We start from the raw sequence: 24,055 nt of genomic DNA on the forward strand, positions 1-24,055 counted from the left end.
CGGGATCCGGGACCGACGGGTTCACCGGCGACGGTGCGGACAGCTCTCCAGGAATGCGGCGAGGCCCGCGGCGTCGGTGCCGGCCTTGCGGAACACACAGGACAACAACAGCCGCACGCCCTGCTCGGTGAGGCGCAGTTCGCCCGCGATGACCGGCACCGGGTGTCCCTGCACGATCAGTTCGGCGGCCCGGTGTTCCTGAGCGGTCAGGGTGTCCGCCTGCACATAGCGCAGGGGCAGCGGGCGCAGTCCGGCCACCGAGAGTTCTTCCCGGGCCCGGGCGGCCAGTGCCTCGGCTCCGCAGTGGACGGCGCCTTCCAGGCCTTGGTAGAGCCGGTCGGCGGCTTCCTGCAGCCGCCCGTTGCGGGACAGTGCGGCGCCGTGGCCGATCTGGGCGCGGGCGAGCTCGTAGGCGGCGGGAGACTGTTCCAGATGGTGGACGGACTCTGCGTACAGGTCGAGCGCCGCCGGCCCGCCGGTCACCTCGGCGAGAGCATGCAGGGCTTGACCGATGGTCGAGGCAGCACCGAAGTCCCGGGCGCGCTTCACGGCGTCCTGTGCGTGGCCGACCGCCTCGTCCGGGGCGGTGGGGGCGAGCGCGGAGGCGAGGTGGAGCTGCCACGGGCACCAGGCCGGGTTCCGCCAGGCCCGTCCGTCCAGCCAGTCTCCGACCGCGGACAACAGTACCGCCGCTGCGGTGTGCCGTCCCTCCGCCAGGAGGAGTTCGGCGTACACCGTCCGGGGATCGGGGTAGATGACGGCGTTCGGGGTCGTCTCACCGAACCGGTGCTCGTCGGCGAGTGCGCGCGCCTCGGTGATGCGCCCACGGGCCAGCAGTGTCTGGATCAGGATGCCGACGGCGAACCACTGCGCGGGTACGGCGCCGGGCACTCGGTGAGCGATGCGCAGACCTTCCCGTGCGAGGTCCTCGGCCTCGGACAGGCAGCCCCGGTGGTATCCGATGTAGCCGGCGAGGGTCTGACCGAGGGCCAGATGGGAACCGCGCCAGCCCTTGGCCACGCACTCGGCGATGCCTTTGTTGAACAACTCCTCGGCCCGTCGCGGCTGGTCGCCGTACATGAACACCAGGGCGACCGAAACGGGCACCTCGAAACCGTGGTTCTCGTCGATCCAGCTCATGCCGCCGTGCAGTGCCTTCTCGGCATACGCGAGGGCGGTCTCCCGCGGTTCGCCGCGCTTGACCGCATCCCACGCCCGCAGTCCCAGGATGTAGCGCTCCTCCGGACCGCGGCCGGGCAACTGCTCGGCCAGCCGTGCCAGTGTCCGGGAGCGGGCGGGTGAGTCGGGGTCGTCGGTGCGGACCATGCTCCAGACGAACTGATCGGCCTGCATCCGCAGTTTGACGCGCGGATTCGTGGCGTGCTTCGCCTCTTTCGCGGCCACGCTCACGGCCTCGGCCAGCTGATCGGTGTGGGCCAGAGCCTGCGTCAGCCGAAAGACGATGGAGGCACGCAGATCGGGGTCGATGTCGCGTTCCGCCAGCGCCTGGCGGAGATGGCGCACCGTGGCCGTGGGCTCGATCAGGAATGTGGCGCAGGCGAGTTCGTGAAGGAGCGCGGCACGGTCCTCGGGAAGGGGCGGCTCCTGCAGAGCGCGGGCCAGCAGCCGCCGGGCGGCCTCGGTCGCCCCGGCGCGGAGGTATGCGCGGGCTGCCTCGCGCAGGCACGCGACCGTCTCGGAACTGCCCTCGCAGGGGACCTCCAGCAAATGCCGGGCGGCGGCGGTGGGGCCGTATCCCGCGGCCAGCACGGTCTGCGCGGCGGTGTTGTGCAGACCGACCCGGAAGCCGGTGCGGATGGACCGGTAGATCGTCGTGGCGATCAGTGGGTGAACGAACTCGAGCTCACCCTCCGGACCATGGCCGTCGGCCAGGATGCGGGCCGCGCGCAACTGCTGGGTCGCGTCGACGGCGGCCTCGTCGCCGAGCACCGCGATGGTCGCGGCGAGCTGCGGTGAGAAGGGCGAGCCCAGAACGGCGGCGGTGTGCGCGAAGCGGACGGTCGCCGTGTCCAGCCGTTCCAGCCGCTCGATCAGCCCCGGCCCCTTGATCGCCGCGGCGAGCTCACGCATCGCGGGCAGGTCGTCCTCGGTGCCGCTCAGTCTCCGCTCGGCGAGTCCGATGGCGAGCTCCACCGCCTCGAAGGGACTTCCGCCGGTGGCCGACCAGCACTCCTTGCAGAATCGGTCCTCGGCCGCCTCCCCGATGTCGTTCCTGACGATCTGCGCCACGCCGTCGGCGGTGAGCAGCGCCAGGTCATGGGGGCGGTTCCCCCGGTGTCCGACCAGCGAACGGATCTCGCCCGCCTCGGGCGGCAACTCGTCGGGCCGGTAGGCCACCACGATCAGCATAGGGAGGTCCTCGACCCGTGGGGCGAAGGAGGCGAGCCAGGTCAGGGACTCGGCGTCCGCCCAGTGCAGATCGTCGAGCAGCAGGACGACCGGCGCCTTCTTCACGGTGAGGCGGGTCATGACCCAGTCGAGGCCTTCGCGGACCCCGGTCGGGTCCGGCGCGGGGGCGGAGCGCCTCGCTTCGAGACCGAGCGCGGCGGCGACGATGTCGTACCAGCTTCCCAGGAACGAGCGGAGGTCCGCCCCGTCCATGGCGGCCAGGGACGGCTGCACCAACTGGCGTACCACGCGGAACGCCGACCCCTGTTCCGTCTCCCCGCCCCTGCCCGACAGCACCGTGAATCCATGGGCCGCGGCCCGGGCACGTGCTTCCGAGACGAGGGCGGTCTTGCCCAGCCCGGCCGGCCCGGTGAAGGCGAGCAGTCCCCTGCGCCTCGCGCGCGGCACGCCGTCCGTGGTACGCCGCAACTCCTGGAACGCGGCATCCAGGGCCTGAAGTTCCCGTCGGCGCTCGATCAACATCCGTTGCTCCGTGATCGGGTGCCGCGGCTCCATCGCCATGTGCCGTACCGCCTTCATTCGTTCGGCCCGGGGAAGCCGAGCGTACGCCTCGTGGCGGTGTGGCAGGCCGGGCTGGACTCCATGAGGTGAATCGACGGCTGGAGGATGGGACAACGCCCGCTCGCCGGGTAGGAGGTCTGAATGCATCCGTTCCCGCCGCCGCGCGACAGGGAGACTACGGCTGGGCGGGCACCGACGCCACGTCCGCGTACCGTGGCACGGTGCGGGACCAGTAGTAGCACCCGGGGATCCAGCCGATCATGCCCTCCACATAGCCGACGCCTGCCGGGCTCAACTGCGGTTCGATCTCCGCGTAGAGCCTCTGGAGCTCCTCGATCGTGCGGTTGATCTGCTGGATGGCCAGCAGGACGGCGGTCTGCAGAGAGCATCCGTGTTCGCGCTGGCGGGCAAGGGCCAGATTGATCATTTCGCCCGCGCGCTGTTCTTTCACCGCGGAGAACAGGTCGGGTATCCACACCGCCGCGTCGGCCGACAGACGGCTCAGTCGCCGTACGACGGGATGGTGGAGTTCGGCAGGGGAAAGCTCATGCGGCTGGGCGGCCTCGCACAGCGGGTGGAACGGTTCGACACCCGCGGTCAGCGACCGTATCGAGGTGCAGTCTCCGGTCCGCAGCAGAAAGGGGTGGGTCTGAGCCACTGCTTCGTACAGCAGGCCGTGCACGTATTCACGGCTTGTCCAGGCCCACCGCGCGGCCTGCGCGGGTGTGCAGCGTTCCCGGACCTGCCGGTGGAGATCGGCCAGTGCCGCTCCGAGCGGAGTGCTGGGCGGCCCGCCGTCCCGCAGAATCGCGATGCTCTCGCACAGCATGGGCACCAGCCTGCCCGGTGAGCGGCGCCCCGTGTCCTCCGCACGGTCGTCGAAGACGAACTGATAGGCAATCTGATCGGCCATGATCTGGAGAAGACCGGGATCCATGGTGGGGCTGTTGTAGGACGCGAGCTCGGCCGGACGAGTGCGGGCGATCATCGCCGCCACACCCGGTTCGTCGGTCAGCCCCCACGCACTCAGCCATGCGGCGACGCCGGCCGCGGCTTCGGACTCATGGGGGTTGCGCCGGAACGGGAAGGGCATGTGGAGGTGGCGGTCGATGAGGTCCTTGAGTGTGGAGACCGGAATCGCCTCGTGTACCCCGACCGTGATTTCCTCATGTGTGGTCGACAACGTGGTCACCTGCCGTCCGGGGATCCGATGCGCGGTAACGGGCTTCGCAGGCCATCACCAGGGTGCGCGGGCCCAGTGTGATCGCCGGGCGTGGTGGCCGTTCGACATACCCGGGCACATGGCGCAGCCGACGCCGGCCGGCGAGGGTCGCGAGCGCCAGGATGGCCTCCACCATGGCGAACTCGTCACCGAGGCATCTGCGGTTGCCCGCGGAGAACGGCATCAGCGCGCGGCGCTGTTCGGCGGTGGGTTTCCCCGGTAACCAGCGGTCGGGGTCGAAACGCTCGGGGTCGGGGAACGACGAGGGATCGTGGTGCAGCAGGTAGGGGCTGTACAGAACGGTGGCTCCCGCGGGCAGACGGCACCCGGCGAGTTCCGTGTCCCTGGTGGCGACGCGGGTGAACAGCCAGCCGGGCGAGGAGTGGCGCAGCGTCTCGGAGACGACGCAACGGGTGTGGACGAGGTGCGGCAGATCCTCTGGGCCGGGCCGTCGGCCTCCAGGGAGGACGGCGTCGAGCTCGGCGTGCAGGCGGCGCTCCGCCTCCGGATGGCGGGCCAGCAGGCTGAAGGCGTCGGCAAGGCACAGCGCCGGGGCCTCGACACCCGTGAGCAGCAGCGTGATCAGGTGGTCGTGGACCTCCTGATCGGTGATCGGCGTCTCTCCGCCGTCGCCGCGCACGGCCGCCAGCAGCGTTCCCAGCACATCGTCGCGGTCGGCACCCCGGCGGCGCTCCGCGATCGCCGCGTCGATGATCGCGTGGAGGCGCGACAGCGCGTGCCGGTAGCGGCGGTTGGCGGGTGCGGGGAGGCGGAAGAGGGCGTCGATCGGTACGACCGTGCGGACGAACAGGCCTCGGACGACGTCCGTGAGACAGTCCCGCACCTCGGCGGTCGTCGGGTCGTCCAGCGAGTCGGAGAGGAGGACCCGGCTGATCACGCGGGTGGTGAGGGTCATCATCGCCTCGGTGACGGGAACCGTCCGGCCCGCCTGCCACGCGTGGCACACCGATTCGGCCTCCTCGGTGACGAGATCCGTGTACGCGGCGACGTGGGAGGGGCGGAAGCCGGGTTGCAGCAGCCTGCGCTTGTCCCGGTGCGTCGCCTGGCGGCAGGTGACGAGACCGTCCCCCATCAGCTTTCCGAGCCGGTCGTACAGCGGGCCGCCCTTGTCGTAGGTGTGCGGATCCATGAGCACGTCGTGGGTCAGCTCCGGGTGGCACACGATCCAGGCGCGCTGCGGGCCCAGCCGTATCTCGACCAGATCCCCGTGCGCGGGCAAAGAATTCAGAAACGCCAGCGGCCGCCGGTATAAGGCGATACCGTGGCCGAGGAGTGGGAATATGCCGGGAGCAGTACCTGTCCGCCACGTTCGTTTCTGTTCGGGCACAGCACGGCTCATGGAAACCTCCTGACCAGCGCGACACGTGAATTGCGGGAAATGTGCTACGGACTTGACGCTCGCAACAAGTCCTGCCCAAGTTCAACGGCACTCTTTTCCGGAAGCCTTTCCCCAAAGGGGCGCACAGGAGCACGCAGAAGCAAAAGATGCATGCGGCGAGGACCGTCGATGCTGTGCGCATGCGCCCTGCACGGTGCTTGACCCTCCTCCGTGACCGACCGAGGATCATGAGCCATGACGCAGGGACACGGCAGCACGGTCGACGGGGTGCTGCGCCGCAGCGCCCGGCGCACCCCGGCCCGCCGCGCGGTGGAGTACGGCGAGCGCCGCTGGACGTACGAGGAACTCGACGGCGCCGTCTCACGCGCGGCCTCGGTGCTGCTCGCCGAGGGCCTCACGCCCGGCGACCGGGTCGGCGCCTACGGCCACAACTCCGACGCCTACCTGATCGGCTTCCTGGCCTGCGCCCGTGCGGGCCTGGTCCATGTGCCGGTCAACCAGAACCTGACCGGGGACGACCTGGCCTACCTCGTCGGCCAGTCCGGCAGCACCCTCGTCGTCGCCGACCCGGACCTGGCGGGCCGGCTCCCGGACGGCGTACGGGTGTTGCCGTTCAGGGACACCGACGGCTCGCTGCTCGCCCGGCTGGCGGACGCGACCCCGTACGACGGGCCCGAACCGCGCACCGAGGACCTGGTGCAGCTGTTGTACACCTCCGGTACGACCGCCCTGCCCAAGGGCGCGATGATGACCCACCGGGCCCTCGTGCACGAGTACCTGAGCGCGATCACCGCCCTGGACCTGAGCGCCGGTGACCGTCCGGTGCACGCGCTGCCGCTGTACCACTCGGCGCAGATGCACGTGTTCCTGCTGCCGTATCTCGCCGTCGGCGCGACCAATGTCATCCTGGACGCGCCCGACGGGGACCGGCTGCTCGACTTGATCGAGGCGGGCCGTGTGGACAGCCTGTTCGCCCCGCCCACGGTGTGGATCGGCCTGGCGGGCCGGCCCGACTTCGCCACCCGCGACCTCGACGGGCTGCGCAAGGCCTACTACGGCGCCTCGATCATGCCCGTCCCGGTGCTGGAGCGGCTGCGCGAACGTTTGCCGCGGCTGGCCTTCTACAACTGCTTCGGGCAGAGCGAGATCGGCCCGCTGGCCACGGTCCTCGGCCCCGACGAGCACGCGGGCCGGCTGGACTCCTGCGGGCGGACCGTGCTGTTCGTGGACGCACGGGTCGTGGACGACCAGGGCGAGGACGTGCCCGCCGGCACGCCCGGCGAGATCGTCTACCGCTCACCGCAGTTGTGCGAGGGCTACTGGGACAAGCCCGAGGAGACTGCCGAGGCCTTCCGGGACGGCTGGTTCCACTCCGGGGACCTCGCGGTGCGCGACGACGACGGCTACCTCACGATCGTGGACCGGGTGAAGGACGTCATCAACTCGGGCGGCGTACTGGTCGCTTCACGCCAGGTCGAGGACGCCCTGTACACCCATGAGGCGGTCGCCGAGGCCGCCGTGATCGGCCTGCCCGACGAGCGGTGGATCGAGGCGGTGACGGCGGTCGTCGTCCTGCGCGGCGAGGTGACCGAGGATCAGCTCATCGCCCACGTGAAGGAGAAGCTCGCGCCCTTCAAGGCGCCCAAACGGGTGCTGTTCGTGGACGAGTTGCCGCGCAACGCCAGCGGGAAGATCCTCAAGCGCGAACTGCGGGACCGGTTCAGCCACTAGCCGAGGCCGTCGGCGGACTTCGACGGCAGCACGGCGTCGGCCAGCAACCGCCAGTGCGGCAGTGCCGATTCGCCCGGCGACACGCCGATCACCTGCACGGCGACATGATCGGCCCCCGCCTCCACATGCCCGTGCAGCTTCTGTACGACCGTGTCCGGGTCGCCCCAGAACACCAGGTCGTCCACGAACCGGTCGCTGCCGCCGCCGCAGAGGTCGTCGTCGGTGTATCCGAGCCGGCGGAACTTGGCGAGGTTGTAAGGGGTTTCGAGGTAGCCGCGCAGGTGCTCGCGCGCGAGGGTGCGGGCGCGGTCGGGGTCCGTCTCGAACAGCACCGCGTGCTCGACGGCCAGGAAGGCGTCCGGCCCGAGGATCTCCCGCGCCTGCGCGGTGTGGGCCGTGTTGACGTGGTAGGTGTGGGCCCCCTCGGCGCGGTCGCGGGCCAGCTCCAGCATCCTGGGGCCGTAGGCGGCCAGCAGGCGCCGGACGGGCTGGGCCGGGCGGGGGTTGGGCGTCTCCATCGCGTCCAGCTCGTCGAGGTACCCGGCCATCGCGGCGAGGGGCTTGATCCCCGGACGCGGCTGCCCGCCGAAGCCAAGGCCGAGCACGTGCCGCCCCGGGTAGGCGTCCGCGAGCAGCAGGGCGGCACCGTGCGCCCAGGTCGCCTCCCGGGACCAGATCCGGGCGATGCCGTTCACGACGCCGAGCCGCCGCGTCGAAGCGAGCAGGAATCCGGCGTGCGTGAACGCGTCCCGGCCGAGCGCCTCCGGGATCCAGACGGCCCGCCAGCCCAGATCCTCCAGTTCCTGGACAGAGTCGCGGATCCGCGTGGCCGGCTGGTGCTCGAAGTCGAAGGTGTAGATCCCGAACGTGCCGAGGTTCATCGGTGCGCTCCTTCACAGGGGGTGATGCCGCGGATGGTATCGAAGAATCGTAATATCGCAGATTTTCGATATGAACGGCAAGGGGCGGTGACGGGTGGCGGGGGTGTGTGCGGTCAGAGGGTGTGGCCGAGCTCCGCGACCAGATCGGCGATGCGTTGCTCGTCCCGCCTGTAGTGCGTCCACTTGCCGACGCGGGTGGCCCGGACGAGCCCCGCTCGCTGGAGTTCGGCCATATAGGCGGACACGGTGGACTGGGCCAGTCCCGCCTTGGCCTGTATGTGGCTCACGCACACACCGATCTCGGCCGGATCGGCGATGGCCGTCTCCATCGGGAAGTGCCGTTCCGGTTCGCGCAGCCAGCGCAGCATCTGCAGGCGTATGGGGTTGGACAGCGCCCGCAGCGCGTTGACCAGGTCCGGGTTCGCGTCAGGGGTGGGGGTGCTGTCCGTCATGGCTGGCGAGTATAGGCCGCCGACGACGTTTCGAGGTACGTCGATACGATCCTGGGGCCGCGAACCCTGACGCGGCGCTTAGCCGGCGGCCTTCGGCCGCAGGTCCACGATCCTGCGGATCTTGCCGACCGAGCGTTCCAGCGACTCCGGCTCCACGATCTCCACGTCGACGGACACTCCCACCCCGTCCTTGACCGCCGCGCAGATGGACAGGGCCGCCGCGTCGCGCGCCTCCGGTCCCGCGTCCGGGCGGGCCTCGGCCCGGACGGTCAGCCGGTCCAGCCGGCCCTCACGGGTCAGCCGGAGCTGGAAGTGGGGTGCCACGCCGGGCGTGCGGAGCACGATCTCCTCGATCTGGGTCGGGAACAGGTTGACCCCGCGCAGGATCACCATGTCGTCACTGCGCCCGGTGATCTTCTCCATCCGCCGGAACGCCCGGGCCGTGCCGGGCAGCAGCCGGGTGAGGTCCCGGGTGCGGTAGCGGACGATCGGCATGGCCTCCTTGGTCAGCGAGGTGAAGACCAGTTCGCCACGCTCGCCCTCCGGCAACACCTCGCCCGTGATCGGGTCGACCACCTCCGGATAGAAGTGGTCCTCCCAGATCGTCAGCCCGTCCTTGGTCTCCACGCACTCCTGCGCCACGCCCGGGCCGATCACCTCGGACAGTCCGTAGATGTCCACGGCGTCGATCGCGAACCGCTCCTCGATCTCGCGCCGCATCTGCTCGGTCCAGGGCTCGGCCCCGAAGACGCCCACGCGCAGCGAGGTGCCGCGCGGGTCCACGCCCTGCCGCTCGAACTCGTCCAGCAGCGTGAGCATGTAGGACGGGGTCACCATGATGACGGCCGGCTGGAGGTCCTGGATCAGCTGCACCTGCCGGGCCGTCATACCGCCGGAGGCCGGGACGACCGTACAGCCCAGGCGCTCGGCACCGTAGTGTGCGCCCAGGCCACCGGTGAACAGCCCATAGCCGTAGGCCACATGCACGATGTCACCGGGCCGCCCGCCGGCCGCCCGGATCGACCGCGCCACCATGTCGGCCCACATGGAAAGGTCGTTGTCCGTGTAGCCGACCACCGTGGGGCGTCCGGTGGTGCCGCTGGAGGCGTGCAGCCGGCGGATCCGCTCGCGTGGCACGGCGAACATCCCGTACGGGTAGTTCTCCCTGAGGTCCGCCTTGGTCGTGAACGGAAAACGAGCGAGATCGGCGAGGGAGCGGCAGTCCTCGGGGCGGACGCCGGCCTTGTCGAAGGAGTCCCGGTAGAACGGCACGTTGTCGTAGGCATGCCGCAGCGAGGTGCGCAGGCGCTCCAGCTGGAGTTCCCGCAGCTCCTCCGGGCCGAGCCGTTCGCCCGCATCGAACAGGTCCGTCGCAACCGCCATCGAGCCGTCTCCCTCGCCGCACTCACTCACATACCGGACGACCGATCATTCGGTCGCTCCGCTCGGGGCCAGTAATTCAGGCCATGCGGCTCCAGGCAAGAGGCCTGCGAAGATTTTTCCGCGCCGGTCACGCCGGAGAACGGGCACGTGGAGCCGCGACGGGAGCCGCTGCCTCCCTCTCGGCCGAGCTGCCCATCGGCCCATCGGCCCATCGAGCTGTAGTCCACCTCCTCGCCCCGGGCGGTGAAACGTTGCGCCGCGCCGGGGCCTGGCGACATGATCACGACCATGCCGACCTTCACCGCGCCCGACGGCACCCGGCTCGCCTACCACCTGCGAGGTGAGGGCGAACCCCTCGCCGTCCTGCCCGGCGGCCCGATGCGTGCCTCCGCCTACCTCGGAGACCTCGGCGGGCTGACCGCGCACCGCCGCCTCGCCCTGCTCGACCTGCGCGGCACGGGGGACTCCGCGCCGCCCCCGGACCCGGCGACGTATCGGTGCGACCGCATGGTCGAGGACGTCGAGGTGTGGCGTGCACACATGGGTCTGGAACACATGGATCTGCTCGCCCACTCGGCGGGCGCGGCTCTCGCCATGCTCTACGCGGCCCGCCACCCGCAGCGGATACGGCGACTGCTGCTGATCACGCCCAACCCGTCCGCCCTGGGCCTGCGGGCGACCCCCGAGGACCGGCTGGCCGCGGCACGGCTGCGCACGGACGAGCCGTGGTTCGCGGAGGCGTTCCCGGTCTTCCGGGCCTGGCTGGCGGGCGAGGCGGACTTCGACGACGTGTTCCTGCCGTTCTTCTACGGCCGCTGGGACGACGCCGCCCGGGGCCACACGGACGCCGAATTGGAGCAGACCAACGAGGAGGCGGGGGAGCGCTACTTCGCCGACGGTGCCTTCACCCCGGACGCGACCCGGACCGCCCTCGCCGCGCTGACCGCGCCGGTCCTCGTGCTCGCCGGGGAACTGGACGGCGGCCCCCGCCCGGACCTGGCCCGCCGTGCCGCCGAGGCCTTCCCGGACGCCGAGGTCGCCGTCCAGCCGGGCGCCGGTCACTACCCCTGGCTGGACGACCCGGAGCGGTTCCTGAAACGCACCCTCGCCTTCCTCGACGGCCCGGCCGGCGCCGCTCTGCCCTCGGCAGAGTAGGCGGCCCGGACCGGTCGGCCTGGCCTAACGTGCCCGGCATGGACACCGCGGCACCGCACACCATCGAGGCGAACGGCATCTCCCTGGCCTGCCGGACCTGGGGCCCGGCGGACGCCCCGCCCGTGGTGCTGCTGCACTGCCGGGGCGCGGACGGCGCGGACTGGACGCACATCGCCGAGCGGCTCGCGGCGCCCCCGGGACCGCGCCGGCTGTACGCCCCCGACCTGCGCGGCCACGGACACAGCGACTGGCCGGGGGACTACCGGGCCGAGGCGATGAGCGATGACGTCCTTGCCCTGCTGGCGGCCCTGGGCCTCGGCCGCGCCGATGTCGTGGGCCACTCGCTGGGCGGCATCGTCGCCTACCTGCTCGCCCAGCGGCATCCCGGTGTCGTTCGACGGCTGGTGCTGGAGGACATCTGCGCACCCGTGCCCCTCGACCCACCCCGACCGTCCGCCGAACGGCCCGCGGGAGAGCTGCCGTTCGACTGGGCGATGGTGCGGGCCACCGACGAGCAGCGCAACGCCCCCGATCCTGTGTGGTGGGACCACATGGACCGGATCACCATGCCGACGCTGGTCATCGGGGGTGGTCCCACCAGCCACATTCCGCAGGAACAGGTCGCACAGCTCGCCGGCCTGATCCCCGGTGCCTCGCTTGTCACCGTGGACGCGGGACACCTGGTGCACGAGTCCCGTCCGGAGGAGTTCCTCGCCGTGGTGCGTGAGTTCCTCGACCGCCCCGGCCGTTGAGGACCGGCGTCGGCCGGATCAGCCCCGTTGTGGTCCGAACGCCTTCAGGAACCGGTCGCGGAAGCCGTCCATCGGCCAGATGGGGGCGTTCGCGGCGGGCTTCAGACCCTCCGTCCACCCCCAGCCGGAGATCCGGTCCAGCACCTTGGGGTCACGGGCGACGACGGTGACCGGCACGTCCTTGCGGGGGCTGTTCCCGGTGACGGTCGGCACGGGCTGGTGGTCGCCCAGGAAGACCAGGACCGTGTTGTCGTTGCCGTACCGCCGCAGGAACCCGACGAGGCTGTTCAGCGAGTACTCGATGGAGGTGCGGTACTCGGTGCGCACGCTCTCCGGGTTGCTCCAGACCTCCTCCTGGGACTTGCCCTCGCGCCGGATCTCCTGGAAGACCGAGCCGTCGCCCAGCTTCGCCCAGTCGACCATGCGGGGCACGGGCGCCCACGGATAGTGGCTGGAGGTGAGGATGATCTCCGCCATCAGCGGGCCCCGGCCCCGCATGCCGAACTCCCGCCGCTGGAACGTCTGCAGGGTGAACTGGTCCGGAACCTGCGACCAGCCGAAGTCCGGGCCGCGGTAGTCGAGGTGATGGCCGTCGTAGAGGTGGTCCAGGCCGAAGAACCGGCCCTCCGGCCAGGCCACCAGCACCCCCGGCACGACACCGACCGTGCGCCAGGCACCGGTCCTGCGGAACGCGCCGGTGAGAGTGGTCCGGTCGCTGGAGGTGAGGGAGCGGAACCGCTGCTGGTTGCTGATCCACAGGCCGGACAGGAAGGTCGAGTGGGCCAGCCAGCTGCCGCCACCGGTCACCGGCGAGCGCAGCCAGCCGCTGCGGGCCCGGAACCCGGCGGCCGCGAGGGCCTCGCCGCTGTCCTTGAGGACCGCGCCGATCCGGGGGGCCATCGCCGGGTCCTCGATCGCCGAACGGCCGTAGCTCTCGACGAACGTGAACAGCACGTCCTTGCCGCGCAGGCCGGTCAGCAGCTGGTCGGGCGGTGTATGGGCGAAGGCGTCGTGGGCGGCCTGGCGGCGGAAGAGGCGGGCGTCCGCGAAGGAGACGCGGACCTGCTTGGCACGGTCGCCGAGCAGGTCCGCGTCGAGCGTCGAGGCGACGGGCGCACCGCCCCTTTGCAGCCCGAGCACGACGCAGGTGATCCAGGCCGTGCCCAGCACCAGGACGACGCGGACGGACCGGGCGCGGTGCCGGGCCAGCACGGTGCCGAGGCGGACCGTGGCACCCGCGGTCAGGACGGGGACGGCGACCGCGAGGAGCAGGACGCCGGCGATGGCGACCAGCTCACCGGTACGGCCGGAGGTCTCCCGCAGATAGTCCGCCGCGTTGCCCAGCAGCCCCCAGTCCAGCACCAGGTCGAAGGGGCGGTACAGCACCGAATAGAAGCCGATGTCCAGGCACTTGAGGAGCGTGACCAGCCCGACCAAGACGCCGAGGGCCGCCGCCCCCGCCCGCCTCGCGCGGGGCGGCAGCACGAGCAGCACGGCGGCGAGCAGGATCCCCTCGGCCGGCAGATGCTCGAACGCTGCCGGGGTGAGCCGGTCGGGCTGGTTCGGCAGCAGCAGCGCCGCGAGCAGGACGGCGACCGCGAGACCGGCCGAGCCCACGGCCACGCCGCGCGCGATGCGGGCCCGCCTGCCGGGTGGGCCGGCCAGCGCGGCCAGGCCCCGCGCGATGCGACCGCGGCCACCGGGCAGGCCGGCCCGTGCGGCGAAGCTCCGCACGATCCGTACGACACGCGCGCGCCTGCCGGACCGGCCGGGTGCCACGGCCGGCTCCGCCTCCACGGACCCGGGGGCCCCGGTCCCCGCCGGGGCGCCGTCCGTCCCGTCTGCGCTTTCCGGCAGGTGACCAGGCGTGTGATGAGACACCCCGAGATCCTTCCGTGCGTGGCCCGGTGTCGGTGCGGAAAGCCGGGACCGGCACACCTCGACCGACCGACAATCACCCAAAGTAGTCGGATCGCGTCGACCGTGCGCACACAGTAGTGCCATCGGGTGGCGGGGGCGGCGGGACACCCCGGGGCGTCACCGCCGGTCGGCGGCCACCGCCACCTCCCGCGCCCACCGGTAGTCGGCCTTGCCGCTCGGGGACCGCTGGATGGAGTCGGTGATCACCAGCTGGCGGGGGATCTTGTAGCCGGCCAGCCGGGTACGGCAGTGGCTCTGGATGTCGGCCAGCGAGGGGTGCGACGCTCCCGCGCGCAGCTGTACCACGGCCGCCACATGGTTGCCCCAGGTGGCGTCCGGGACTCCGGCGACCAGTGCGTCGTACACGTCCGGATGCGCCTTGAGCGCCTGCTCGACCTCCTCCGGGTAGACCTTCTCGCCCCCGGTGTTGATGCACTGCGAGCCCCTGCCGAACACGGTGACCACGCCGTCCTCGTCGACCGTCGCCATGTCGCCGAGCAGGACCCAGCGCTGCCCGTCCTTCTCGAAGAACGTCTCGGCAGTTTTCCGCGGGTCGTTGTAGTAGCCGAGCGGGACATGGCCGCACTGGGCGACCCGTCCTGTCTCGCCCGCGGCGACCGGCTCGTGCGTCACCGGATCGACCACGCGGGTACGGGAGTTGACCCGCAGGCGGAAGCCGCGCTCGGGGCCCGAGTCCTCCGTCGCCGTCCCGTTGAAGCCGGACTCGGAGGAGCCGAAGTTGTTGAGCAGCATGGCGTTCGGGACCAGCTCCCGGAACTGCCGGCGCACCGTCTCCGACATGACGGCGCCCGACGAGGACACGCTGAACAGGGCCGAACAGTCCGTGCCCTTCAGCGGTCCGCACAGCGCGTCGATCAGCGGCCGGAGCATCGCGTCGCCGACCAGCGAGATGCTGGTGACCTTCTCCTTCTCGACGGTCCGCAGCACCTCCTCCGGCACGAACTTGCGGTGCAGGACGACACGTTGGCCGAAGTTGAAGCCGATGAACGCCGTGAGCGTGGAGGTGCCGTGCATCAGCGGGGGAGTGGGGAAGAAGGTGATCCCGGAGCCCCCGGCGGCGACCCGCTCGGCCAGCTCCTCCGGGCTCTTCACCGGCTCCCCGGTCGGCGCCCCGCCGCCGAGCCCGGCGAAGAACAGGTCCTGGTGACGCCACATCACGCCTTTGGGCATGCCGGTCGTACCGCCCGTGTAGATGATGAACCGGTCGTCGCCGGAGCGGAGGGGGAAGTCCCGGGCCGGCGAGCCGGATGCCTCGGCGTCGCGGAACGGCACCGCGCCAGGCACCCCGGCCGTGTCCGGGCCCACTCGCAGCAGATGCCGCAGCATCGGCGCCCGCGGCAGCGCCGCCGCCACCCGGTCGGCGAACTCGGCGTCGAAGACCAGCGCGACCAGGTCGGCGTCCCGGTAGAGGTACACCAACTCATCTTCGACATAGCGGTAGTTGACGTTGACCGGCACGATCCGGGCCTTCAGGCAGGCCAGCACCGTCTGCAGGTACTCGACGCCGTTGTACAGGTGGAGGCCGAGATGCTCGCCGGGCCGTATTCCGCTGTCGAGCAGGTGGTGGGCGACGCGGTTGGCGGCCGCGTCCAGCTCCGCGTAGGTCAGGCGGCGCTCCGCGCCGGTGCCGGGATGGTCGACGTACACGAGCGCCTCGCGGTCCGGGACCACGTCGACGACCGACTCGAACAGGTCGGCAAGGTTGTACTCCACCGCTCCTCCTGACCCCGATCGTGCCCCTGATGCCTCCGCTAGCGGGTCATCAGAGCAAAGGGCGCCGCAACTGTGAAGGGTCCGTGCCAAAGAAATCTGACTGTCTGTCAGAAAACCCTTGAAGCTCCCTTGAAGTGCCTCGCCGCCTACTGCAACCTGTTCTCGTTCTCACCGAGGGGAGACACGCCCATGGGCGGGACGGAACACCTCACCGTGCGGCGCGAGGGCGCCACACTCGTGCTCACGCTCAACAGGCCCGACGCCAGGAACGCGCTCTCGCTGCCGATGCTCGTCGGCCTGTACGACGGCTGGCTCGAGGCCGACGCGGACGACGGGATCCGCTCGATCGTGCTCACCGGGGCCGGCGGCGACTTCTGCGCCGGAATGGACCTGAAGGCGCTGGCCGGCCACGGCATGCAGGGAGAGCACCACCGCGACCGGCTCAAGGCCGACCCCGACCTGCACTGGAAGGCGATGCTGCGCCACCATCGCCCGCGCAAACCGGTCGTCGCCGCCGTCGAGGGGTACTGCGTCGCGGGCGGCACCGAGATCCTCCAGGGCACCGACATCCGGGTCGCGGGCGAGTCCGCGACCTTCGGGCTGTTCGAGGTCCGGCGCGGCCTGTTCCCGATCGGCGGCTCCACCGTCCGGCTGCAACGCCAGATCCCGCGCACCCACGCCCTGGAGATGCTGCTCACCGGACGGCCCTACAGTGCCCGGGAGGCCGCCGGCATCGGACTGATCGGCCATGTGGTCCCGGACGGCACCGCCCTCGACAAAGCCCTGGAGATCGCCGATCAGATCAACGCCTGCGGCCCGCTCGCCGTCGAGGCCGTCAAGGCGTCGGTGTACGAGACCGCGGAGATGACGGAGACCGACGGGCTCGCGGCCGAACTCGCGCGCGGCTGGCCGGTCTTCGACACCGCCGACGCCAAGGAAGGCGCCCGCGCCTTCGCGGAGAAGCGGACCCCCGTCTACAGGCGCGCGTGACGCTCCGCTGGGTGAGCGGGTCGGCAGACACCGTTCGCAAGCTGCGGGCCGCCGTGGGCTGTTCGCTCCCCCAAGTCGCCGCCCCGCGCCCCTTACGGGGCGCGCCTTCACCGCCGACCTTCCAAGGAGGCAGCCGATGCCCGAAGTCCTCAAAGCGCCGCTCGTCGTCGAATTCCCGTTCACCCGCTCCCTCGGCCCCGTCCAGAGTGCCTTCCTCACCGGCCTGCGCGAACGCGTCGTCCTCGGTGTGAAGACCACCGACGCACGCACCCTCGTCCCGCCCGTCGAGTACGACCCCGTCACCGCCGAGGAGCTCCACGACCTGGTGGAGGTCGCCCCCACGGGCACGGTCACCACCTGGGCGTGGAACCACGAGCCGCGCCGCGGCCAGCCCCTCGGCACCCCCTTCGCCTGGGTCCTGGTCCGGCTCGACGGCGCCGACACCGCCCTGCTGCACGCCCTCGACGCCCCCGGCCCCGACTCCGTGCACACCGGAATGCGGGTCCGCGTGCGCTGGGCCGCCGAACGCACCGGCGCCATCACCGACATCGCCTGCTTCGAGCCGTACGACGGGCCACCCGCCCAACCGGGCGGACACACGGGCGAGTTCGACGACCCGCTCACCGGGATCGTCGCCCCGGCCCGCCTGGACTACACCTACTCGCCCGGCCGCGCCCAGTCCGCGTACATCGAAGGCCTCTCCGCACGGCGGACCGTCGGCGAACGCTGCCCCTCCTGCCGCAAGGTGTACGTCCCCCCGAGGGGTGCGTGCCCCACCTGTGGCATGGCCACGGCGGAACAGGTCGAAGTGGGTCCCCGCGGCACCGTCACCACCTACTGCATCGTCAACATCAAGGCGAAGAACCTCGACATCGAGGTCCCCTACGTCTACGCCCACATCGCCCTCGACGGCGCCGACCTCGCCCTGCACGCGCGGATCGGCGGCATCCCCTACGACCAGGTGCGCATGGGCCTGCGCGTCGAGCCCGTGTGGACCGAGGGCGCCCGCTACCCCGACCACTACCGGCCCACCGGCGAACCCGACGCCGACTACGACACCTACAAGGAGCTGCTGTGACCCGGCAGATCGCGGTCGTCGCCTTCGCCCAGACCGACCACCGGCGCTCCACCGAGGAGTCCTCCGAGGTGGAGATGCTCATGCCGGTCCTGCACGAGGTGCTGGCACAGACCGGCCTCAGGACCGCCGACATCGGCTTCACCTGCTCCGGCTCCAGCGACTACCTCGCCGGCCGTGCCTTCTCCTTCACGCTCGCCCTCGACGGCGTCGGAGCCTGGCCGCCGATCTCCGAGTCGCACGTCGAGATGGACGGCGCCTGGGCACTGTACGAGGCCTGGACCAAGCTGCTCACCGGCGACGCCGACACCGCGCTCGTCTACTCCTACGGCAAGTCCTCGCCGGGCTCCCTGCGCGACGTCCTCACCCGCCAGCTCGACCCGTACTACGTGGCCCCCCTGTGGCCCGACTCCATCGCCCTCGCCGCCCTTCAGGCACAGGCCCTCATGGACGCCGGCCACACCGACGAACCCGCGCTCGCCGCCGTCGGCGCCCGCAGCCGGGCCGACGCCACGACCAACCCGTACGCCCAGCTCAAGGGGCAGGTGCCGCAGGGCGACTACGTCGTACGACCGCTGCGCAGCGGCGACTGCCCGCCCGTCGGCGACGGCGCCGCCGCCGTGATCCTCGCGGCGGGGGAGCGGGCCCGTCGGCTGTGCGAGCGGCCCGCCTGGATCCGCGGCATCGACCACCGCATCGAGGCCCACGGCCTCGGCGTCCGCGATCTCACCGACTCACCGTCCACCCGGCTCGCCGCCGAACGGGCAGGAGTCTTCGAACGGCCCGTCGACACCGCCGAGTTGCACGCCCCGTTCAGTTCGCAGGAGGTGATCCTGCGCAGGGCGCTCCGCCTCGGCGACGACGTCGGTGTCAATCCCTCCGGGGGCGCCCTCGCCGCCAACCCGGTGATGGCCGCCGGGCTGATCCGCATCGGCGAGGCCGCCGCCCGCATCCACCGCGGCGCGTCCGACCGTGCCCTCGCCCACGCCACCTCCGGCCCCTGCCTGCAGCAGAACCTGGTCGCCGTACTCGAAGGGGATCCACGATGAGCAAGGAGCCCGTGGCCGTCGTCGGCATCGGCCAGACCAAACACGTCGCCGCCCGCCGGGACGTCTCGATCGCCGGACTCGTCCGCGAGGCGGCACGAAGGGCCCTGCTGGACGCCGAGCTGACCTGGGCCGACATCGACGCCGTGGTCATCGGCAAGGCGCCCGACTTCTTCGAGGGCGTGATGATGCCCGAGCTCTACCTCGCGGACGCGCTGGGCGCCGTCGGCAAGCCCGTGCTGCGGGTGCACACCGCGGGCTCCGTCGGCGGATCCACCGCGCTCGTGGCCGCGGGCCTGGTCGCCGCCCGCGTCCACGGCACGGTCCTCACCCTGGCCTTCGAGAAGCAGTCCGAGTCGAACGCCATGTGGGGCCTGTCGCTCCCCGTTCCCTTCCAGCAGCCACTGCTCGCCGGCGCCGGCGGCTTCTTCGCACCCCACGTGCGCGCCTACATGCGGCGCAGCGGCGCCCCCGACACCGTCGGATCCCTCGTCGCCTACAAGGACCGGCGCAACGCCCTGAAGAACCCCTACGCCCACCTCCACGAGCACGACATCACCCTGGAGAAGGTCCAGGCCTCGCCCATGCTGTGGGACCCCATCCGCTACTCCGAGACCTGCCCCTCCTCCGACGGCGCCTGCGCGATGATCCTCACCGACCGCGCCGGAGCCGCCCGCGCGCCCCGGCCGCCCGCCTGGATGCTCGGCGGCGCCATGCGCAGCGAACCCACCCTGTTCGCGGGCAAGGACTTCGTCTCCCCGCAGGCCGGCAAGGACTGCGCCGCCGACGTCTACCGGCAGGCCGGCATCGCCGACCCGCGCCGGGAGATCGACGCCGTCGAGATGTACGTGCCGTTCTCCTGGTACGAGCCCATGTGGCTGGAGAACCTGGGCTTCGCGGCGGAGGGCGAGGGCTGGAAGCTCACCGAGTCCGGGGTGACCGAACTCGACGGCGACCTGCCCGTCAACATGTCGGGCGGCGTGCTCTCCACCAATCCCATCGGCGCCTCCGGCATGATCCGCTTCGCCGAGGCCGCCCTCCAGGTACGCGGTCAGGCCGGAGAACACCAGGTCGACGGCGCCCGCCGGGTGCTCGGGCACGCCTACGGCGGCGGCTCGCAGTTCTTCTCCATGTGGCTCGTGGGAGCGCGGCCACCGGAGACGTGAAAGTCCATCCCACGTGGCCTGTTGGGCATCGTGAGCGGTCGCTAGGCTGAGCCGCGGACGACGAACCGGGAGGAGCACGGACGTGGCCGAGACCACCATCCAGCACAAGCCGCTCGCGGGCTGGGACAAGCCGGAGCTGGACCTCAGCAAGGCCGAGTGGCAGTCCAGCAGCCGAGGTCTGGGCGATGTCCAGATCGCCTTTGTCGAGGGCTTCATCGCGATGCGCAACAGCGGCCGTCCGGAGAGCCCATCCCTGATCTTCACCCCCGCGGAATGGGGTGCCTTCGTCTCCGGCGCCCGGGAAGGGGAGTTCGACCTCACCTGAACCGGGCCCACCTGACCTGAACCGGGGGTGTTCCGACCCGATTTCCGGACACGCGACCGACAGGGCCCCGCTGGGACCGGTGCCTGCGTCAGGCTGGCCCCAGCAAGGGGAAGGTCGTGTTCCGGAAGGTGAGGGACGATGAGCACTGCGCCGGTCATCGCCGCGGTCGACGGTTCCGACGACAGCCTGCGCGCGCTGGAGTGGGCCTTCGACGCCGCCCGCCGCCGCGCCGCACCGTTGCGGGTGGTGCACGTGCGGCAGTATGCCGCCTGGGGACAGGCCGACGTCCTGGTCGCCGCAGAGCCGGAGGCGGAGGGCGATCCGGTACTGGACGACGTCCATGCCCGGCTCGCGGACCGCGGCGCGCAGCCCGCCGTCGAGTACGTCGCGCTGGAGGGCGTACCGGGAGCCGTGCTGCCGGAACTCGGCGCCGACGCCCAGCTGTTGGTCCTCGGCTCCCGGGGCCGCGGCGGCTTCGCCAGCCTGCTGCTCGGCTCCAACGGCCTCGCCGCCGCCCGGGACGCCGAGTGCCCGGTCGTCGTCGTGCCACGGCCCGGCCGGCAGGTGCACGGCGACGGTCCGGCCGAGCCCGGCCCCCGGGTGGTGGTCGGCCTGCACGCCGACAGCCCCGACGAGGCCACCCTCGACTTCGCCTTCACCGAGGCCGCCCTGCGCGGCGCCCGCGTCCAGGTGATCGCCGCCTACCCGTGGCCGGTACAGACCTGGTCCGCCCCCGGCCAGCTGGTGCCGCCCCAGATCGACCAGGACGCCGTCGAGAACGAGACCCGCGCCCTCGCCGAGGGCTTCCTCGCCCCGCACCGCAAGCGGCACCCCGAGGTCCGTGCCGACGCCGAGGCGCTGCCCGGCGACGCGGCCGGCCATCTCGTCGCGGCCTCCAAGGACGCCGAGCTGGTCGTCGTCGGCCGGCACCGGCGGCGCCTGCTCGCACCGGCCCGCATGATGGGCTCGGTGACCCAGGCCGTCCTGTTGCACGCCGCAAGCCCGATCGCGGTGGTGCCCCCGGCACCGCCGCAGGAGTGAGAGCCGGCCCCCGCCGGGCCACGCTGTTCACCACCTGCACCCTGACCTGAGCGGCAGCCCGCCCCGACGGGGCGCGGGGCTGCGTCTGCGATGTGGCTACCGCCGCGTGGGCGCGACCAGCCACAACGGCCCTGCAGTAGACCGCCGACTCCGTCACGGCGCTTCTGGCGGAGCCGCTCCGCACGAGCGGCCCAGCCCACGTACCATGGCCGCATGTCGTTCCTCCGCCGCCGCAGCGCCACCCCTGCCGGACCCGACTTCGACGTGCTGGCCATGGACCCGGGTGACTGGCCGGGCAACCTCGGCGCGGGCCTGCTGCCCGCCCCCGACGGCACCTGCCAGGGTGTCTTCCTGCGCTACGACCTGTTCGGCGGACGCGGCCCCGCCATGATCATCGGCAACCTCCCCGAGGGCTCCCCGGCCCGCGAGGTCACCGAGGGCGAGATCCCCTTCGAGGTGGGCCAGCTGCTCCTCGCGCTGGAGAACGACGAGGAGGTCGTCGTCGTCGGTGTCGAGGACACCCCGGTCCTGCAGGGCGACAACCTCCTCATCGTGCGGCGGCTGAAGCTGTCCGAGTCCCGGATCTCCTGCGTGCAGTTCGACCGCAGCGACGGCGTCCTCGTCACCATCGCCGCCTGGGACCGCCCCATCACCGACGACCTGTACGCCCTGCTGAAGCCGCTCCCGGCGGAGCTTTTCCAGCAGGGCTGAGGCCGCGCGGCCGCGCCTAGCCGGCCGAGCCCTCCAGGGTCACGTCCGCGGCGCGGACGAATCCGACCCGGTGGCCGTACTGGATCTCGTAGTACAGGTCCTTGCCCACCACGACCCGGTGCGAGTCGGTGGTGAAGGTGACCGCGTAGTAGTACTCGCCCGGCACCTCGTCACCGACCACGTACTTCTGCCCGGCCGGGATGGTGTACGGCAGCGGCACGACCGACTGCGCGGGGACGCCCGCCGGGTAGGCCTCCTTCTCCGGGTAGGCCCTGCCGTACACCGGAACGCTCGCCAGGCCGGCCTTCGGTGTGAGCACGAGCCCCTTGGCGGGCACCGCCGCCGGAGCCGTGGGCGGGTTCTGGAACCAGGCCTTCTGGCCCAGGTACCAGATCGCGGTCCAGTCTCCCCAGTGGTCCGCGACCGCGTACTGCTGGCCGGTGGCGACCCGGGAGGACAGGTCGTTCACGTCCTCGGTCGGGTCCTTCTTCATCCCGATGTCCTTGATCAGCGGCGCGTTGACGTCGTGGTCCGAGTACAGCCGCACCTCGCTGGAGCCGTGCGCCGTGCACGCCGTGCCGCTGGTGCTGCAGCCCGTGTACACCGGCTGGTTCCTGGCGTAGTCCGGCAGGATCGTCACCAGTCCGGCCTGCTTGCCGGCCGTGCGCCTGAAGGGGTGGCCCAGGAGCTGGAAGTAGTGCCGCCAGTCCCAGTACGGACCCGGGTCCGTGTGCATGCCGGGAATCGTGGACGTGGTCGGGCCGGGCACGTTGTCGTGGCCCAGGATGTGCTGCCGGTCCAGCGGGATGGCGTACTTGGCCGCCAGGTACTTCACCAGCCGGGCCGAGGAGCGGTACATCGCCTCGGTGTACCAGGCGTCCGGGTTGGCGAGGAAACCTTCATGCTCGATGCCGACGGACCGGGCGTTGATGTCCCAGTTGCCCGCGTGCCAGGCCACGTCCTTCGCCTTGACGTGCTGGGCGATCAGACCGTCCGTGGAGCGGATCGTGTAGTTCCACGACACATAGGTGGGGTCCTGGATCAGGTTCATCACCCCGTCCCAGGCGCCCTCCGTGTCATGGATGATGATGAACTTGATCGCCTGCGACACCGGACGGTCGCCGAGGTCGTGGTTGCCGTAGTCGTTGTTCCCGAACTGCGCGTACGGCGCCCAGACCGCCTCGCAGGACACCGAGCTCGGGCACTCGACGCCGTCCGTGGGCAGCGTGCCGAGACCGGCCCGCTGCAGCACGGCGGTGTCGCCGGTCAGCCCGGGCTGGGCGGCGAGCGCGACCAGCTGCCCGGCGTCCGTGACGCGCTCCTCGCCGGTGCGCAGGACGTCGTACACGTCGGCCGCGTACGCTGCCGCGGTCGCCTTGTCGTCGGCTCCGGAGAAGCGGGCCACCGCGCCGTACCAGTCGGCCGGGTCGGCGCTGAGCGGCTCGCCCAGCTCCTTCTGCGCGGCGGCGAGCAGGGCGGCGCCGCCGGCCACGTTCGCCGCCGGGTCGGTGCGCAGCTCATCGGCCGGCAGGCCGGTCAGTTGCGCCGCCTTCGGCAGCGTCTTCAGGCGGTCCGGGAGCACGGACTCGGCCGGCACCTTGATGTCCGGGTGCACGGCCGCGCGGGCGGCGTCACCGCGGGGGTCCTCCGTGGCCTCGGCGTAGTGTTCCGTGGTGGCGATGGCGGTCCGGGCGTCCGTGAGGTGCATCGGACCGTACCCGCCGGACACGCTGGGCGCTCCGGCGTGCCAGTCCCAGCGGGACTGGAGGTAGGAGACGGCCAGCAGGACGCTCTGCGGCACGTGGTACTCGGCCGCCGCGGTGGCGAACGCGTGCTGCAGCCGGCCGGTGGAGGAGTCGGGGGCGGTCTGGGCGGGGGCCGCGCCGAGCAGCGGCAGCAGCAGGGCCGCCGAGGCCAGCGGGACGGCGGCCCGGCGCAGATGTCTGGTGCCGGGTGTGGACGTGGGGTCGGTGGCGGGACCTCGCAATGCGGCCTCCTGTGACGGGTGGGCGTGGCGGGGCGTGCGGCGCGAGCTGGGTCAGTGGTACCGGCTCGCCGACGATCCGTCAATGATGCCTCCAGAGCGGCAATTTCCCATGTCACGAAGGGTTTTCGGCGAGTTTCGCGACGGCGGCGCGCGGGCCTGCGGGGCGTCACTGGCGTACACCAGTGGCCACAGG

At 71.6% G+C, this 24,055-nt stretch carries 18 protein-coding genes and 1 pseudogene; 10 read left to right on the plus strand and 9 right to left on the minus strand.

The features are described 5' to 3' along the window. Nucleotides 1–21 precede the first annotated feature (21 nt). The 3 genes from SRB17_RS27820 to SRB17_RS27830 all read right to left on the minus strand — a co-directional run bounded on the left by SRB17_RS27820 (nucleotide 22) and on the right by SRB17_RS27830 (nucleotide 5,393). Nucleotides 22–2,892 carry an ATP-binding protein gene (locus SRB17_RS27820; RefSeq protein WP_228396311.1) on the minus strand — a complete coding sequence of 957 codons (2,871 nt, stop codon included), beginning with the start codon at nucleotides 2,890–2,892 and terminating at the stop codon, nucleotides 22–24. Nucleotides 2,893–3,106: 214 nt separating this feature from the next. Then, nucleotides 3,107–4,123 (minus strand): (-)-alpha-amorphene synthase, encoded by a 1,017-nt coding sequence (locus SRB17_RS27825; RefSeq protein WP_323376324.1) that lies wholly within the window; start codon nucleotides 4,121–4,123, stop codon nucleotides 3,107–3,109. After that, the gene (locus SRB17_RS27830; RefSeq protein ID WP_416237094.1) at nucleotides 4,098–5,393 is read right to left on the minus strand and encodes a cytochrome P450; all 1,296 of its coding nucleotides are present in this window, start codon (nucleotides 5,391–5,393) and stop codon (nucleotides 4,098–4,100) included. Before SRB17_RS27830 ends, SRB17_RS27825 begins: the two co-directional genes overlap by 26 nt. 354 nt (nucleotides 5,394–5,747) lie before the next feature. Between SRB17_RS27830 and SRB17_RS27835 the strand changes: the two genes are divergently transcribed. Next, nucleotides 5,748–7,244 (plus strand): acyl-CoA synthetase, encoded by a 1,497-nt coding sequence (locus tag SRB17_RS27835; RefSeq protein WP_153542837.1) that lies wholly within the window; start codon nucleotides 5,748–5,750, stop codon nucleotides 7,242–7,244. Here the strand turns inward: SRB17_RS27835 and SRB17_RS27840 are convergent. The 3 genes from SRB17_RS27840 to paaK all read right to left on the minus strand — a co-directional run bounded on the left by SRB17_RS27840 (nucleotide 7,241) and on the right by paaK (nucleotide 9,960). Further along, nucleotides 7,241–8,125, minus strand: a complete 885-nt coding sequence (locus SRB17_RS27840; protein WP_153542838.1) for a TIGR03620 family F420-dependent LLM class oxidoreductase — start codon at nucleotides 8,123–8,125, stop codon at nucleotides 7,241–7,243. The two genes, SRB17_RS27835 and SRB17_RS27840, sit on opposite strands and share 4 nt — an antisense overlap. A gap of 113 nt (nucleotides 8,126–8,238) precedes the next feature. Beyond that, nucleotides 8,239–8,577, minus strand: coding sequence for an ArsR/SmtB family transcription factor (locus tag SRB17_RS27845; RefSeq protein ID WP_153542839.1), 339 nt, complete (start codon nucleotides 8,575–8,577; stop codon nucleotides 8,239–8,241). Nucleotides 8,578–8,655: 78 nt separating this feature from the next. Then, complete coding sequence (gene paaK, locus SRB17_RS27850) at nucleotides 8,656–9,960, minus strand: phenylacetate--CoA ligase PaaK (protein WP_153542840.1); 1,305 nt, start codon at nucleotides 9,958–9,960, stop codon at nucleotides 8,656–8,658. Nucleotides 9,961–10,248: 288 nt separating this feature from the next. On the opposite strand from paaK, the gene SRB17_RS27855 reads away from it, so the two are divergent. Together SRB17_RS27855 and SRB17_RS27860 are read left to right on the plus strand one after the other, a co-directional pair. Then, nucleotides 10,249–11,115 carry an alpha/beta fold hydrolase gene (locus tag SRB17_RS27855; RefSeq protein ID WP_194294158.1) on the plus strand — a complete coding sequence of 289 codons (867 nt, stop codon included), beginning with the start codon at nucleotides 10,249–10,251 and terminating at the stop codon, nucleotides 11,113–11,115. A 38-nt stretch (nucleotides 11,116–11,153) separates the two neighbouring features. Beyond that, nucleotides 11,154–11,867: pseudogene (locus SRB17_RS27860) on the plus strand (alpha/beta fold hydrolase); the annotation flags it as partial. An 18-nt stretch (nucleotides 11,868–11,885) separates the two neighbouring features. Here the strand turns inward: SRB17_RS27860 and SRB17_RS27865 are convergent. Both SRB17_RS27865 and SRB17_RS27870 read right to left on the minus strand, forming a co-directional pair. Beyond that, nucleotides 11,886–13,601 carry a sulfatase gene (locus SRB17_RS27865; protein WP_323376325.1) on the minus strand — a complete coding sequence of 572 codons (1,716 nt, stop codon included), beginning with the start codon at nucleotides 13,599–13,601 and terminating at the stop codon, nucleotides 11,886–11,888. A 303-nt stretch (nucleotides 13,602–13,904) separates the two neighbouring features. Next, nucleotides 13,905–15,521, minus strand: a complete 1,617-nt coding sequence (locus SRB17_RS27870; protein WP_323376326.1) for an acyl-CoA synthetase — start codon at nucleotides 15,519–15,521, stop codon at nucleotides 13,905–13,907. Between the two features lie 189 nt (nucleotides 15,522–15,710). Here SRB17_RS27870 and SRB17_RS27875 point away from each other — a divergent pair, with 189 nt between their 5' ends. The 7 genes from SRB17_RS27875 (at nucleotide 15,711) to SRB17_RS27905 (ending at nucleotide 21,875) form a co-directional block, all read left to right on the plus strand. After that, a complete protein-coding gene (locus SRB17_RS27875) occupies nucleotides 15,711–16,511 on the plus strand; it encodes a crotonase/enoyl-CoA hydratase family protein (protein WP_153542844.1) in 801 nt (266 codons plus the stop codon). A 136-nt stretch (nucleotides 16,512–16,647) separates the two neighbouring features. Next, nucleotides 16,648–17,589 carry a Zn-ribbon domain-containing OB-fold protein gene (locus tag SRB17_RS27880; RefSeq protein WP_153542845.1) on the plus strand — a complete coding sequence of 314 codons (942 nt, stop codon included), beginning with the start codon at nucleotides 16,648–16,650 and terminating at the stop codon, nucleotides 17,587–17,589. After that, a complete protein-coding gene (locus tag SRB17_RS27885; protein WP_323376327.1) occupies nucleotides 17,586–18,635 on the plus strand; it encodes a thiolase domain-containing protein in 1,050 nt (349 codons plus the stop codon). The genes SRB17_RS27880 and SRB17_RS27885 overlap by 4 nt, the downstream gene beginning before the upstream one ends. Beyond that, a complete protein-coding gene (locus tag SRB17_RS27890) occupies nucleotides 18,632–19,798 on the plus strand; it encodes a thiolase domain-containing protein (protein WP_153542846.1) in 1,167 nt (388 codons plus the stop codon). Before SRB17_RS27885 ends, SRB17_RS27890 begins: the two co-directional genes overlap by 4 nt. 82 nt (nucleotides 19,799–19,880) lie before the next feature. Further along, entirely contained in the window at nucleotides 19,881–20,123 is a 243-nt protein-coding gene (locus SRB17_RS27895; RefSeq protein WP_323376328.1) for a DUF397 domain-containing protein, read from the plus strand. 138 nt (nucleotides 20,124–20,261) lie between these two features. Then, a complete protein-coding gene (locus SRB17_RS27900; RefSeq protein ID WP_153542848.1) occupies nucleotides 20,262–21,164 on the plus strand; it encodes a universal stress protein in 903 nt (300 codons plus the stop codon). 213 nt (nucleotides 21,165–21,377) lie between these two features. Beyond that, nucleotides 21,378–21,875, plus strand: a complete 498-nt coding sequence (locus SRB17_RS27905; protein WP_153542849.1) for a hypothetical protein — start codon at nucleotides 21,378–21,380, stop codon at nucleotides 21,873–21,875. Between the two features lie 16 nt (nucleotides 21,876–21,891). Here SRB17_RS27905 and SRB17_RS27910 read toward each other — a convergent pair whose 3' ends face one another. After that, on the minus strand, nucleotides 21,892–23,862 hold the full coding sequence (locus SRB17_RS27910) for an N-acetylmuramoyl-L-alanine amidase (protein WP_153542850.1): 1,971 nt from the start codon (nucleotides 23,860–23,862) through the stop codon (nucleotides 21,892–21,894). Nucleotides 23,863–24,055: the final 193 nt, after the last annotated feature.

Source organism: Streptomyces sp. RB17 (assembly GCF_009604455.1).
Lineage (GTDB): Bacteria > Actinomycetota > Actinomycetes > Streptomycetales > Streptomycetaceae > Streptomyces.

Coding starts and splice junctions, on each gene's coding strand:
- SRB17_RS27840 (WP_153542838.1), bottom strand. CDS start 8,125: ATGAACCTCGGCACGTTCGGGATCTACACCTTCGACTTCGAGCACCAG.
- SRB17_RS27900 (WP_153542848.1), top strand. CDS start 20,262: ATGAGCACTGCGCCGGTCATCGCCGCGGTCGACGGTTCCGACGACAGC.
- SRB17_RS27880 (WP_153542845.1), top strand. CDS start 16,648: ATGCCCGAAGTCCTCAAAGCGCCGCTCGTCGTCGAATTCCCGTTCACC.
- SRB17_RS27845 (WP_153542839.1), bottom strand. CDS start 8,577: ATGACGGACAGCACCCCCACCCCTGACGCGAACCCGGACCTGGTCAAC.
- SRB17_RS27835 (WP_153542837.1), top strand. CDS start 5,748: ATGACGCAGGGACACGGCAGCACGGTCGACGGGGTGCTGCGCCGCAGC.
- SRB17_RS27890 (WP_153542846.1), top strand. CDS start 18,632: ATGAGCAAGGAGCCCGTGGCCGTCGTCGGCATCGGCCAGACCAAACAC.
- SRB17_RS27820 (WP_228396311.1), bottom strand. CDS start 2,892: ATGTTGATCGAGCGCCGACGGGAACTTCAGGCCCTGGATGCCGCGTTC.
- SRB17_RS27905 (WP_153542849.1), top strand. CDS start 21,378: ATGTCGTTCCTCCGCCGCCGCAGCGCCACCCCTGCCGGACCCGACTTC.
- SRB17_RS27855 (WP_194294158.1), top strand. CDS start 10,249: ATGCCGACCTTCACCGCGCCCGACGGCACCCGGCTCGCCTACCACCTG.
- SRB17_RS27875 (WP_153542844.1), top strand. CDS start 15,711: ATGGGCGGGACGGAACACCTCACCGTGCGGCGCGAGGGCGCCACACTC.
- paaK (WP_153542840.1), bottom strand. CDS start 9,960: ATGGCGGTTGCGACGGACCTGTTCGATGCGGGCGAACGGCTCGGCCCG.